General features: G+C 74.9%; 8 protein-coding genes. 3 read left to right on the top strand and 5 right to left on the bottom strand.

Annotated features, from left to right (window positions below; genetic code table 11):
* The first annotated feature begins 6 nt into the window (after window positions 1–6).
* Window positions 7–1,041, top strand: a complete 1,035-nt coding sequence (locus CRV15_RS00940; RefSeq protein WP_009998134.1) for an aminotransferase class V-fold PLP-dependent enzyme — start codon at window positions 7–9, stop codon at window positions 1,039–1,041.
* Window positions 1,042–1,243: 202 nt separating this feature from the next.
* On the opposite strand, the gene CRV15_RS37325 is transcribed toward CRV15_RS00940, so the two are convergent.
* The 3 genes from CRV15_RS37325 to CRV15_RS00925 form a co-directional block, all read right to left on the bottom strand.
* Window positions 1,244–3,193 (bottom strand): HEAT repeat domain-containing protein, encoded by a 1,950-nt coding sequence (locus CRV15_RS37325; RefSeq protein WP_003962709.1) that lies wholly within the window; start codon window positions 3,191–3,193, stop codon window positions 1,244–1,246.
* The gene (locus CRV15_RS00930) at window positions 3,194–3,844 is read right to left on the bottom strand and encodes a DUF7019 family protein (protein ID WP_003962710.1); all 651 of its coding nucleotides are present in this window, start codon (window positions 3,842–3,844) and stop codon (window positions 3,194–3,196) included. It lies immediately after the preceding gene.
* An 885-nt stretch (window positions 3,845–4,729) separates the two neighbouring features.
* Complete coding sequence (locus tag CRV15_RS00925; protein ID WP_003962711.1) at window positions 4,730–5,536, bottom strand: LysR family substrate-binding domain-containing protein; 807 nt, start codon at window positions 5,534–5,536, stop codon at window positions 4,730–4,732.
* A gap of 58 nt (window positions 5,537–5,594) precedes the next feature.
* On the opposite strand from CRV15_RS00925, the gene CRV15_RS00920 reads away from it, so the two are divergent.
* The gene (locus CRV15_RS00920) at window positions 5,595–5,996 is read left to right on the top strand and encodes a DUF5997 family protein (RefSeq protein WP_003962712.1); all 402 of its coding nucleotides are present in this window, start codon (window positions 5,595–5,597) and stop codon (window positions 5,994–5,996) included.
* A gap of 141 nt (window positions 5,997–6,137) precedes the next feature.
* On the opposite strand, the gene CRV15_RS00915 is transcribed toward CRV15_RS00920, so the two are convergent.
* On the bottom strand, window positions 6,138–7,328 hold the full coding sequence (locus tag CRV15_RS00915) for an amidohydrolase (RefSeq protein WP_009998137.1): 1,191 nt from the start codon (window positions 7,326–7,328) through the stop codon (window positions 6,138–6,140).
* Window positions 7,329–7,791: 463 nt separating this feature from the next.
* Between CRV15_RS00915 and CRV15_RS00910 the strand changes: the two genes are divergently transcribed.
* Window positions 7,792–10,620, top strand: coding sequence for an ABC transporter substrate-binding protein (locus tag CRV15_RS00910; protein WP_003962714.1), 2,829 nt, complete (start codon window positions 7,792–7,794; stop codon window positions 10,618–10,620).
* A gap of 147 nt (window positions 10,621–10,767) precedes the next feature.
* Here the strand turns inward: CRV15_RS00910 and CRV15_RS00905 are convergent, their stop codons facing one another.
* Window positions 10,768–13,158, bottom strand: coding sequence for a galactose oxidase early set domain-containing protein (locus CRV15_RS00905; RefSeq protein ID WP_003962715.1), 2,391 nt, complete (start codon window positions 13,156–13,158; stop codon window positions 10,768–10,770).
* Between the last annotated feature and the right edge of the window lie 33 nt (window positions 13,159–13,191).

Genomic DNA, 13,191 nt, shown 5'->3' with positions numbered 1-13,191 from the left:
GCCCCCATGGAGTCGTTCACGCACTGCTTCGCGCACACGAACCACTACCTCGACACCGCCACCTACGGACTGCCGCCGACCACCGCCCACCGGGCGGCGCTGGCGGCCGAACACGACCGCGCGGCCGGACGGCTGGACCTCGCCGCCACGGACCGGGCCGTCGACCGCTCCCGGGCCGCCTTCGCCCGCCTCCTCGGCGTCCCCGTGCACCGGGTCGCCATCGGCTCCCAGGTCGCCCCCGCGGTCGGCATGATCGCCGCCGGGCTGCGCCCCGGGACCCGGGTCCTGCTGGCGGAGGGCGACTTCACCTCGCTGCTCTTCCCCTTCCTCGTGGCGGCCGAACGCGGGGTGAGCGCCCGCGCGGTGCCCCTGGACCGGCTCGCCGACGCCGTGGAGGACGGCACCGACCTGGTCGCCGTCTCCGCCGTCCAGTCCGCCGACGGCTCCCTCGCCCCGCTCGGCCGCATCCTCGACGCGGCGGCGGCCCACGGGGCCCGGGTCCTGGTGGACGCCACCCAGGCCGCGGGCTGGCTGCCGCTGCCCGTCGACCGGATCGACCTGCTGGTCTGCGGCGGCTACAAATGGCTCCTCGGCCCCCGGGGCACGGCCTTCCTCACCGGGACGGAGGAGGCACTGGCGGAGGTGCCCGCCGTCGGCGCCAACTGGTACGCGGGCAAGGACGTCTGGGGCTCCATCTACGGCACCCCGCTGCGCCTCGCCACGGATGCCCGGCGGCTCGACACCCCGCCCGCGTGGGCCTCCTGGGCGGGACAGGCCCCCGCGCTGGAATTCCTCGACGACATCGGCGTCCCCCGCGTCCACGCCCATGACCTCGCCCTCGCCAACCGCTTCCGCGCCGGCCTCGGCCTGCCGCCCGGCGACTCCGCGATCGTCTCCCTCGACGTCCCCGACGGCACCGCCGCACGCCTCGCCGCACACGGGGTCGTCGCCTCCGTCCGCGGCGGCCGGCTCCGCTGCTCCTTCCACCTCTCCACCACGCGGGACGATGTGGACCGGACCCTTGACCTGTTGACGTCCTGACCGCTGACCTGTTGACGTCCTGACCGCCCGGGATCCCGGCCGCCGGGGAGCTCCCGGCGCGGAGGCGGTGCCGGACGGTGCTCGCCACGGCCCGCGCCGTGCTGCGCCGCCGCCGGAAAGCGCCGGTCAGGAACCGTCCCCCGGCCTGACGGGCCCGGCCGCACCGGGCCAGGACCGAGATACGGAACGGGAGCTGCGCGGGTCAGGACGCCGGGGCGCGCCGGGCGAGGAGACCGAGGGCCCCGCGGGCCGTCTCCAGGCGTTCGGGGAACCTCCGGCAGTATGCCAGGACATGCCCGGTGGCCGGCTCCCCGCCGATCGCGGCCAGCCCCCGCAGGGCGTCCGCGTGACCGGCGTACTCCCGGTCGTCGAGCAGGAGCGCCGCCAGCGCGGGCACGGCCTCCGGCACACGCCGTCCGCTCAGCGCACCGGTGGCGCGGACCCGGGCCGGGCCGGGCGGCAGGTCGGTGACCAGCCGGTTCAGCACGGCGTCCGCCGCGCCGCCGGGGCATTCGGCGAGCGCGTCGACCACGTCGTCCATGAGGGGGCCGCCGTCCGGCCGGGGCCGTGCCGCCAGCCCGCCCAGCACGGGCAGGGCGGGGGCGCCGATCCGGCCCAGGGCGCGGGCGGCGGCGCGGGCGACATCGGGATCGGCGTCCCCGGCGGCGAGCGCGCCCAGGGCCTCGGCCGCTTCGGGCACCGCGAAGGCGCCCAGCGCCTGTGCCGCCCGGGCGCGCACCACGCCCCTGGGGTCCCGCGCCGCCGCCAGGACCACCGGCAGCGCCCCGGCGGCACCGATCAGCCCCAGGGCGCGCACGGCCCGGGCCCGGACCGTGCCCGGCTCCCCGGTGTCCGCCGCCAGGACGGCCAGATACGGGACGGCGGGACGGTACCGCAGCGCCCCGAGCGCGTCGACGGCGGCCCGCACCCCGGCCGGGTCCACCCCGTCCACCGCCGCGAGCAGCGCCGGGGCCGCCTCGGCGCACCCCAGCCGCCCCAGTGCCACGGCGGCGCCCCGGCGGGCGGCGGCCCCGTCCCCGGTGAGCAGAGCGAGCAGCCGGTCCACGGGCGGGTCCGGCAGCCGGGCGACGATCTCCGCCACGGCCTCGGTGATCCGTTCGTCGCCGAGGGCGGCCGTCAGCGCGTCCACCGCCCGCGCACCGCCGACGGCGGCCAGCGCGGCGGCGGCGTGCCGGCGCACGAGCGGTGCCGGGGCGTCCCGGAGCAGCCGGGCCAGGAGATCCGCGTCCCCGCCGCCCCTGCCCCCGTCCCCGTCGCACGGCTCCGGCCGTCCGCCCCGCGCGGTCAGACAGCGCGTCACCACCGTGACGGGAAGCCCCGCCCCCGGGCCCCCGCGCACCGCCTCCTCCAGCGCCCCGCGCAGCTCGGCGCGGCCTGCCGGGCTCCTGGCCAGCAGCCCGGCCGCGAGCGGGCCCGTACGGGGGGACGGGTCCCGCAGATCGGGCCGGAGCAGGGCCGCGGCCCGGGGGTCCAGCAGACCGGAGAGGCACGCCGCCGGGAGCCCGTCCAGCGCCTTCAGGATCTCCCGGCGCACCACCGGCGCCGGAAGCTCCGTCCCGAGCAGCCCCAGCAGTGCGGCCCCGGCCCGCGGATCACCCTGCCGGCCCAGCGCCCGGACCAGGCGTACCCACGCCGGAGGGTCTCCCGGCGGCAGCCGGTCCAGCGCGGAGAGCAGCGCGGGGACCGCCTCCGGGGCCCGCAGCCGCGTCAGCGCGTGCGGCAGGACCCAGGGGGAGTCGATGCCCGCGGCCGCCCGGCGTATCAGCTCGGTGACCACCGTCGGCGTCCCGATCCTGGCCAGCGCGCCGACGACGGCCCTCCGGCGGCGGACGTCCTCGGCGGTGCCCCGTTCCGGCGGTGACAGCATCGCCAGGAGCGCGGGGACCGCGCGGGGCTCCCGCAGCTCCCCGAGCGCGGACGCGGCCCGCAGCCGCAGCCCGATCCGGAAGACATCCGGCCGCCGGACGATCTCCAGCAGGAGACCGACGGCCGCCGCGTCACCGGCCGCGAGATCGCCGAGCAGCGCCACGGCGCCGTACGCGGTCGCGGAGTCGTCGCTGTCCACCGCCCGGTACAGCCCCGCCGCGTCACCGTCCACCCGCAGCCGGGCGATGTCGGCGCCGGGGGCCACTCAGCGCCCCCGGTCCTCGTCCTCGCCCTGCGCCACATACAGGGGCGTACCGATGACGATCTCCAGCTCCCGCCCGTCGTCCCCGCGGACGGTGGACCGCAGCAGCCGCCGGGCCAGGAACTCGCAGTAGACGGGGGGCTCCTTGAGCCCGCGGCCGAAGGCGACGACCTGCGCCAGACTCTCGGCCTCCCCGGGACCTCCGTACGCCGGGCCCTCCCCGTGCCGGTCGGGCAGCAGCCGGAAGAGCGACGGGAGCGCGGAGTGACTCACCGGGATCGACTCGGGCACGGGCCGCTGCCCCACCAGATGGTGGGCCGAGCCGATCAGCGCCACCACCGTGTCGCCCTCGCGACCCGTCATGAACACCGGGCCCTCGGCGCGGCCGTACCCGGCGATCTGGAGGTCCAGATCGCCCCGGAACCAGGACGAGGGATCGGTGATCCAGCTCACCTCGGACTCGCGTTCCAGATACGACTCGACGAGCCCCAGCCGGTCGTACACGCTCAGCTCCGCGCGCGGCGACTGCACCGCGAGGCTGACGACCTTCAGATCGAGCTTCGCCTCGACCGCGAGCCGCCGCAGCAGCCCCGCCGGGATCTGCCCGTACAGCATGTCCAGTTTGGCGCCGGAAAGATACAGGTAGTAGCGCATACACCCTCAGCCGCTGTCGTACGGCGTGCGGCACATCGCGCTCTCCCACCGCCGCTCGGTCGGTCCGTGCCCGCAGGATCATTCCACGCCCCGCTGCCCACCGGCGGGGCTTCGCCGAACTCGCCCCTGCGGCATCGGCCGCCGGCGCACGGGCCCGCCGACCCGGTGGTGCGCCCCTGGGGGAACGACGGAACGACGGAACGACGGGGAACGACGGGGAACGACGGGGAACGACGGGGAACGACGGGGAACGACGAGGAACGACCCCGGACGCGACGGCCGGGCCCGCCCTGGGACTGTCCGCCGGATCTCGCCGGGCCCGGCCGACGACACAGGGGGGAGGCGCTCCCGTACTGTCGTCGGCCGCCATCCCCCTGCGCACGCGCGGGTGCCCCACCGCGCGGTGCTTCCGCCAGGGGCGGGAGCCAGGCCGTGTCTGCGGTGTCCCGCCGGGCTTGTGTGCCGTGGCACGGTAGGTCGCCCGGGGCCCGACGGCATGGCGGGTGCCCTCGTCGGCAGGTGCCCACCGGGCGGTGATTCTCCCCGGGCGGGGGTGTCCCCGGCTTGGGCCCGCTGGGTTCCCGGGGTGGGGGGCGGGTCCCGCCGGGCTTGTGCGCCGTGCCACGGTAGGTCGCCCGGGTTCGACGGTGTGGGCGGTGCCTTCGCCGGAAGGTGTCCACCGCGCGGTGATTCTCCGCGGGCGGGGGCGTCCCCGGCTTGGGCCCGCTCGGTGATCCGGCCCGGTCGGTTCCCGGGGTGGAGGGCCGGGTCCCGCCGGGCTTGTCCGCCGTGTCACGGCACTCCGTCCCGCCGGAAGGTGTTCACCGCGCGGTGCTTCGCCTCGGGCGGGAGGTGCCCCGACCAGTCCCGTTCCCTGAGCCGGAGCTAGCCCCGGCGGGGCTTGCCGCGGCCACCGCCGCCGCGGCCGGAGGCGCCTCGGGAGCCCTTGGCGCCGCCGCCCGGGCCGGACCGCCGCTGCGCGGTCCTCGCGGTGCCCCCGCCCTTCGGGCTCCGGCCGCCCGCGGCGGGCTTCGCGGGCTTCCGGGCCGCTTTCTCCTGTGCCTCCTCGGGACGGCGCCCCCGGGTGCTGTTGACCGTCCGGCCGCGCACGATCCCGATGAAGTCCTCGACCCGGTCGGTGGTGGCCTCCTGCGGCCAGGACAGGGCCACGGAGGACTGCGGGGCGTCCACGATGGGCCGGTAGGTCAGGTCCTTGCGGTGGTGCAGCCGGGCCAGCGACTGGGGGACCACCAGCAGTCCGATGCCCGCCGCCACCAGCTCCACGGCGTCCGCCGTCGTCGCCGGGCGCTCGATCGCGGGCCGTCCCGGCGGGGTCTCCCAGCCGAGGGAGTCGTCGAGCGGGTGCAGCACGATGTCGTCCGCGAGGTCCGCCAGGGACACCTCGTCCACCGCCGCCATCGCATGGTCCTTCGGCACGATCACCACGGTGGCCTCCGTGTAGAGCGGGATCGCGCTGAACACCGTGCGGTCCACCGGCAGCCGCACCAGACCCGCGTCCGCGCCGCCCTCGCGCAGCAGCGCGGGCGCCGCCGCGACCGTGACCTGGACCAGCTCCAGGGGGACGTCCGGCAGCCGCTCGCGCCAGATCCTCACCCACTTGGCGGGGGTCACACCCGGAACGTAGGCGAGCCGGAACACGGGGGAGGCGGGGGCTGTCTCCGAGGCTGTCACAAGGCCAGATTACCGTGCGTGGTCAGAGCCACCGGCCGCACTCGATATCCTTGACCTCATGACGTCGCACCAGAGCGCCCAGACCATGAAGCCCGCCACGGCGGCGAAGAAGCTGGGTGTGTACCTCGAAGCCACCCCCGCGGAGTTCCAGGAGGGGGTCGTTTCCCGCGACGAGCTGAACGCGCTCCAGGCCGACCCGCCCGCGTGGCTGCGCGATCTGCGCCGTGACGGGCCGCACCCGCGTCCGGTGGTCGCCGCCCGGCTCGGGATCTCCATCTCGGGTCTCGCGCGCGGCGGGATCACCGACCCGCTCACCACCGAGCAGATCGAGGCCCTGCGGCAGGATGCCCCGGAGTGGCTGGTGCGCGAGCGCGCCACCCAGGCCGAGGTGCGCAAGGAGACGGTGCGCATCAAGGAGAAGCGCAAGGAGCAGCAGGAGAAGCAGCAGCCGAAGAAGTGACCAGGGAGATCCCGGGCGCGGCGGCAGCCCGCCGCGCCTGATTCCCGCCGCCCCGCCCGTTCGGGGCACCGTCCCACAGGCCCCCGGCCGCCCACCGGCGTCCGGGGGCCCGCGTGTGCGCGCCCGGAGGCCGCCGTCGTCTCAGACCAGCCGTCCGTCGCGGGCGACGACCCGGCCCGCGCGGACCACCAGCCGGGGCAGCGGCCGGTCGACCACCGCCTCGGGCAGCGACCCGGCGGACAGCAGCACGAAGTCGGCGGGGTCGCCCACCGCGAGCCGCGACGCGGGCAGGCCGAGCAGCGCCGCCCCGCCGTGCGCCACGACGTGGTAGCAGGCGTCGAGTTCGGCGTCGGTCCGGGCGTCCGTGCGGTACGCCAGCAGATGGGCCCGGTGGATCATGTCCGCGTCGCCGAAGGGACTCCAGGCGTCACGGACCCCGTCGGAGCCCGCCGCCACCAGCACCCCCCGCCGGGTGAGCGCCCCGGTCGGCAGGACCGGGTCCGCGCCGAGCGCGCAGGTCGTCAGCGCGATCCCCGCCCCGGCCAGCAGATCCGCCGTACGTTCCAGCTCGGCGCCCGCCAGCTCGGCCAGACAGAAGACATGGCTGAGGGTGACCTGACCCGACAGCCCCGCCGCGACCGTACGGCGGGCGATCTCCGCCACCTGGCGCAGCCCGGCGGGCCCGCCGTCGTGCAGATGGATGTCGAGGGGCACCGCGCGGCGCAGCGCCGTCTCGAAGAGGAAGTCCAACGGGCCGTCGAGGTCCCCGTCGACACCCAGCGGGTCGAGCCCGCCGAGGATGTCGGCGCCCTCGGACAGGGCCCGGTCGAGCAGTTCGGCGGTGCCGGGCCTGCTGACGAGGCCGAGCTGGGGGAAGGCGACGATCTGGACGTCGAGCAGCTCCGCGCGGGCGTCGGCCGCCGCGCGCACCCCGTGGACGCCCGAGAGGCCGTGCACCGGAGCGACGTCCACATGGGCCCGCCAGGCGCGGGTGCCCCGGGCGACCGCCTGGTCCATGAGGGCCCCGGCCCGCTCCGCGACCGGCGCGGGAATCCGGGACCGCGCCCGGACGTCGCCCTCGATGAGATCGCGCAGCGAGTGCGCGGGTTCACGGCTCAGCCAGGGGCCGCCCCAGGTCGTCTTGTCGGGGTGGATGTGCGCGTCGACGGGCGACGGCAGCGCGAGGGCGCCCCGGGCGTCCACGGTGCTCGCTCCGGCGGGCGGCTCCGGCGGGTCGTACGCGGCGATCCGGCCGTCCTCGACCAGGAGATCGCGCAGGCGCCCGTCCTCGGTGCGGACGGCGGTGAACAGTACGGGCGGGTGCTGGGCCATGGACCGGTGGACTCCTCGGATGCGGATATGGATGCCGATGCCGATGCCGATGCCGAAACAGACAACGGGCAACGGGCAACGGGCAACGGATACGGAACGCGGAGCGCGGAACGGACAGGGACGCGGATGCCGCAACGCGCGGGGAGGCCGGCACCGGCAGCGACGGCCATGGCCGGAACCCGGCGCTCCCCTCCCGTTCCGCCCGATCATCGCAGACCCCGTTCCGGAGCCGATCCGGACCCTGCGGCCCAGCTCCCGGCGGCTGTATCGGACAGTTGTACGCCCACCCGTCCGTCATCTGCCGTAGTACAGATGGAGAGTGGACCTTGTCCGAGACCGCGACCCCTGCCGCCACCGCCCGCTAGCGTCGTCATCCGGCTCAAGAGGCGGCGGACACGGAACGGGGGCGGACGTGAGCAACGAGAACCGTGAGCTGAGACAGTGCCCGGAAGGGCGGCACGGCATGTCCACGGGCGCGGGAGTCGACGTCCAGCGCAGGCTGGAGCAGCTCGTCCGGGACTTCCGGGGCAGCAGGCCCCCCATGCCGGTCGTCGTCCTCCACGCCGAGGACGCCGCCGACGACGAGCGGGCCGTCGCCCTGGTGGAGGAGTTGTACACGGGACACGACATGCACGGGTCCCGCTGCGCCATGGCCCCCGATGTCCAGGCGGGCGACGGAGAGGTCCGCAGGGCCGCCGCACTCGTCCGCGACCTCGGCAACCCCAAGCGCTGGGACGGGCGGCGCGCCCTCTACCGGCGCTACTCCTTCCCCCGGCTGCGGCTGGTACAGGCCATCGAGGACGCCGTCGACGACCTCCACGCCGACTGGCCCCGACCGCCCAGGGGGGACGCCGCGGGCGCCCGGACCGACCCCGGGCGCAGCCTGCTCGGCAACCTCGCCCGCCGGCGCTGGCGGCCGAAGGACGCCCCCGGGTGGACCGCCCGGCTGCCCCTGTCGAACATGGCGCACATCCTCCCCGCCGGTCTGGTCGCCGTGGTCGCCGCCGTGGTCGCCGCGCTCCTCGCCCGCGGCGACTGGACCATCGGGCTCGCCTCCGGCATCGGCTTCCTGCTGCTCTTCCTCCTCCTCGACCTGGTGCTCCCCGGCCGGACCCCGCTCTTCCTGTGGCTGCGCCGGGAGAGCCGCTGGTTCATGGGCACGACCTTTCTGCGGGCGGCCTCGCCGGGCCGCCCGACGGAGGTCTCCCTGCTGCGCCCCTTCCGCTCCCGGCAGGCCATCGCGGCCCGCGCCCACGATGTGGCGGAGGCGCTGAAGACGGAGGAGGACTTCCAGCTCCAGCTCTACGTCCTCGCCCTCTGCGAGGATCTGCGCGACAACCACCGCTGGTGGAGCTGGGACCTGAGGGGCTTCAAGCGGCCCCGGCCGCCCGTGCTCGTCCTGCCGCGGGCGAGCGCCGAGAACGGCGGCATAGCGCTGATCAAGGCGGTCAGCGATGTCCGCAGCCGCCGCAGCGAGCTGGACCCGCTGCTGATCATCGCCTCGGTCCGGGTCGAGGACGTCGGGCGGCTCCTGCGCGGCGTGGTCTCCGCGCCCGGTACGGCCCCGTGGACCTGGTACCAGGAGTGGGGCCGCAATCTGCGGGCCGGGCAGTCGCCCAGCCGCGCCCTGTCCGAACTCCCCTGGGTGATCAAGGTGCCCCTGCCGGGGGACCGGCTGGTGCCGCCCGCCGACGGACGGCGGCACTGCGTCAGGGCCGCGAACCGCCCCACCGCCGCCCGGATACTGTGGTCGCTGCACAGTCTCGCCCTGGTGCTCGTCCTGCTGGCCGGCGGTGTCTGGCTGCGCTCCGCCGAACTGGACGAACGGTACTGCTCCTCCTCCCTGCTGACGGCGAACGAGTACACCGAGCGCGCGCGGACGGCCCCGGGCCCCGTCGAGTGCGTCGGCGTCGCCACCGGAGCGGTGCGGTTCGCCGACTGGCTGCCCGAGGGCGTCCCGCGCCGGGACCAGGTGCCCTGGAGCCTGCGCGACCTGGAGGAGAGCGTCCGTACCGAGAACGCGCGGGTGCTCGCCGAGCACCCCGGCAACCATGTCACCGTGGTCTACGTGGGCCCCCTCAGCGCCGCCACCCGTGAGCACTCCACGCACTCTCCCCCGGTGCAGGGCCTGGAGGAGCTGGCCGGGGTCCATCTCGCCCAGCGCGCCATCAATGAGAACACCACCGTGCAGCTCCGGGTACTGATCGCCAACGGCGGTGAGGACATGCGGCACCAGACGAGGACGGCCGCCGCCGTCGCCCGGTACGCGCGGACCGATCCGACCGTCGTGGGCGTCATCGGGGCGGGCCGCGATCTGCGGTCCAGCCGGGAGACGACCCGCAGGCTCCGCGACGCCGAACTGCCCGTCGTCTCCGGCGCCAACTCCGCCACCTACCTCCCGCGCGAGTTCGCCAACTGGTTCAGTCTCGCCGCCACCGACGAGTGGCAGGTCGAACTGCTGGGCCTGGTCGCCGGGCAGCTCCGCACCCCGGGGAAGCGGCAGTACGCGCTCGTCCTCGCCCGCGACACCCAGCGGACGGACGACCTCTACACGGACGAACAGGCCCGGTACGCCCAGCGGATGCTGGAGGAGAACGGGTACACGCTGCTGCCGCAGCGCCGCTATGCCCTCAAGGCGGGCCGCCCCGCGCTGGAGGCGCACGCCGAGCAGTTCTGCCGCGGCCCCCGGGTCCCGTCGGTGATCTACTACGCGGGCCGGGTGGAGGACGTGCCCCCGCTGATGACCCGGCTCAACATGGAGGAGGGGTGCGCCCGCCGGGCGATCTCGGTCCTCACCGGTGACGATCTCTCCAAGGCCACGTTCTCCGTCGACGGGGAGGGCGTGACCTCCGGCGTCACGCTCTACCATGTGGCTCTGGCCGCGCTGGTGCCCGAACGCTCCACGCTCTTCTACCGCAACGCCACACGGTATCTGGGGCCGCTCGGCATGGCGGCGCCCGTCACGCCCGCGAACCCCGCCCTCGCGAGCGGCCACGCCGCCCTCGCGCACGACGCCACCCAGGCGCTGCACCGGGCCGCGAGCCGGGGCGGCGAAGTGCAGAGCCGCGCCGCGACCTGGGTGAACCTGCGCACGGTCCGGCTGTGGAACATGGCCACCGGCACCATCGACTTCACCGGGGCCCGGCCCTACGCCGACCGCCAGGGCCACAGCATCGTGCTGAACGAGGTACGGGGCGCCGCCGACGGGTCGGCCCTGTCGAGGACGCTGTGCGCCAGGGAGGCGGGGGACGCCCGTCCGCTGACCAGGGCCCAGTGCCCCATCCGCCGCTGAGCCCACTGAGACCGCTGGGAGCGCTGCCCCCCGGGGCGGCCGGGACCGCCGTACGGGGAAGCCCCCGGCCGGACCCAGGGAGGGGAGTCCGGCCGGGGGCGTCCGCCGCCACACGGCCCGGGGGCGGGGTGCCCCCGGGCCGGGGGTTCAGCCGCGCCGCAGATCCCCCTTTCCGCAGGCGGTCCCGTCCCGGTCGCGGTCCAGCCGCAGCGGGTCACGGCCGCCGTTGACCTTCAGCCGCCCGTACTTCCGGTCCGCGAGCCAGTCGCAGCGCGCCTCGGCCGTCGGGGCGACCGTCTTCGGGAAGGCGGTCGGCACACAGACCCCCGCCGCGCCGTAGGCCCGCTCGCAGCCCGTGACCGACGGGCTCACCGGGGCCGAGTCCCGCTTCTTCAGCGGCTTCTTGGCGGGCTTGGCCAACGCGTCGGCGAAGTCGTGGACATGCGCCGACGGGGTGTGGGACGCGTGCCGGGAGGCCCCGGGGGTCTGCGGTCCCAGATGCACCCAGCGGGCGACCGACGGGATGCCGTTCGCGTCGACGGCGAAGAGCATGTACCAGCCGGGCGGGGCCAGATGGGGGTTGCTGGTCACATTGAGGTCGATGGTGTTGCCGTCGACGGTCAGCGGCAGATCGACGAACCGCTGGTTCGGGTCCGAGGAGTGCGTGACCGCCGCCGGACGGATCAACTCCGCCTTGGCGATGGGACGGTTGACGGTGATGCGCTGGACATCCCCGTAGTTCCAGCGGTCGTCGGGGACGGAGGTGATCTCCGGCCGCGCCCCCTTGAGCAGGTACGGCGGCGTGTAGACCGACACATTGTGGTTGTACGTGTTGTTGCCGGGGTTGTCGCCGACCGACATCACCCGGCCGTCGGGCAGCAGGAACGACGAGGAGTGGTAGCCGCGCGGGACCGGGTCCTTCGCCAGGTCCGGGGTGTAGGTGTTGGTCACCGGGTCGAAGAACGACGCCTCGAACACCGGGTCGGCCCGGTCGTGCAGGGCGCCCCCGGTCTCGAAGACCTTCCCGTCGGGCAGCAGCACGGCCGAGACGTACATCTTCCCCTCGGCGCCGGTCTGCGGACGCCGGACCCCGCCCTGCTCCACCTCGCCCTGCGGCAGCAGCGGCCCGGGACGGTAGGCCGGGTTGGGTTCCTTGAGGTCGATGATGTCGGTGAGGCGGTTGGCGATCGGGTTGCTCTCGTTGTTGCCGCCGCCGATCGTCAGTACCCGCTGGTCCTGCGCGGGCGGCAGCAGCACACTCGCCGACTCGTCGCGCTGGTCCTTGTTCTGGAGGCCGGGCACATCGGTGATCGTGTTGCGGTCGTAGTCGTAGATCGAGGCGCCCGTGCCGGGGGTGCCGTTGCCGAAGACATGGCTGCCGGAGTAGAAGAGCCGCCCGTCCTGCATCAGGATCATCGACGGGTACAGACCCCAGAACGACCAGGTCTGGTTGACCTGACCGGTGGGCAGCCAGCGGTTCTGCGCGGCGGACCAGCGCTCGGCCGTCACATTGCCGGTCGAGTCCTGCTTCAGACCGCCGAAGGTGATGACATCGCCGTTGCCGAGGATCGTGGCGGACGGGTACCAGTGGCCGTCGCTCATGTCATTGGTCTTGATGTAGCGCTCGGTGTCCGGGTCGAAGAGGTAGGAGTCCTTCAGGCCCTGGTAGCCGAGTCGGCCGTCGGGCGTCGGATAGCCCTTGTTCCCGCTCATCACCAGGACCTTGCCGTCCTGGAGCTGGACATGACCGGCGCAGAACATGTCGACCGGGGTGGGGATCTGCTTCCAGGTGCCCGGCCCCGGGTCGTAGACCGCCGAGGTGAAGGTCCCCGCCGCGAACATCGACTCGTCGTTGCCGGAGCCCGCGATGACCAGCACTTTGCCGTTGTGCAGGACCACCGAGTGCATGGAGCGCACCGGGTTCTTCGTCGGCAGGACGTCCCAGCGGCCCTTCAGGCACTCCGTGGGGGTGCCGGTGCACTCCGGGTCGGGCGCGGGTACGGTCACCTCCTCCATGACGTAGTCGTCCGTGGTGACCGAGCCCTGGCCGTGGACGGAGACACCCCAGCTGATCCGGTCCGTGTTCGGCGGCACGACGGGGGTGCGCACCTCCGCGCGCGTGTAGTCCGCGCTGATCGGCAGGGTCCTGAGGTCGGTCCAGTACTGCCAGGCCCCGGTGACGGAGTCCCGGCGGAAGAGGGTGACCGACACATCGGGCGTGGTGCTCTTGTACCAGAGGGACAGGTCGTACTGCCGGTCCGGCGCCACCGTGGGCGCGCAGGCGGGGGTCTCGGTGATCAGCGCCTTGCGGTCGCCGCTGACCCGCCGGGTGAGGGAGACCTTCATGGCGGCGGAGCCGGAGCGCGCGTCCGGGACGGTCTCGAAGGTGACGTCGTTGTCGCCCCAGCCCGACTTCTTCCAGCAGTCGGGCATGGTGTCGTTCCCCGGGCCGCCGGGGGTCTCGAAGCCCGGGTTGCGGATCAGGTTCGGCCCGGCGGAAGCGGGGGAGGGGGCGGTGACGAGCAGTGCCGCGGTCATGCTCGCGACAGCCAGCAGCGCGGCGGATCGGGA

Source organism: Streptomyces clavuligerus (assembly GCF_005519465.1).
Taxonomy (GTDB): domain Bacteria; phylum Actinomycetota; class Actinomycetes; order Streptomycetales; family Streptomycetaceae; genus Streptomyces; species Streptomyces clavuligerus.
This window is presented reverse-complemented; position numbering and strand designations above follow the sequence as displayed.

What these genes read in the sequence shown, in the direction of transcription:
- CRV15_RS00940 (WP_009998134.1), top strand. Translation starts at nt 7, where the DNA reads ATGGAGTCGTTCACGCACTGCTTCGCGCACACGAACCACTACCTCGAC.
- CRV15_RS00930 (WP_003962710.1), bottom strand. Translation starts at nt 3,844, where the DNA reads ATGCGCTACTACCTGTATCTTTCCGGCGCCAAACTGGACATGCTGTAC.
- CRV15_RS00920 (WP_003962712.1), top strand. Translation starts at nt 5,595, where the DNA reads ATGACGTCGCACCAGAGCGCCCAGACCATGAAGCCCGCCACGGCGGCG.
- CRV15_RS00915 (WP_009998137.1), bottom strand. Translation starts at nt 7,328, where the DNA reads ATGGCCCAGCACCCGCCCGTACTGTTCACCGCCGTCCGCACCGAGGAC.
- CRV15_RS00910 (WP_003962714.1), top strand. Translation starts at nt 7,792, where the DNA reads ATGTCCACGGGCGCGGGAGTCGACGTCCAGCGCAGGCTGGAGCAGCTC.
- CRV15_RS00905 (WP_003962715.1), bottom strand. Translation starts at nt 13,158, where the DNA reads ATGACCGCGGCACTGCTCGTCACCGCCCCCTCCCCCGCTTCCGCCGGG.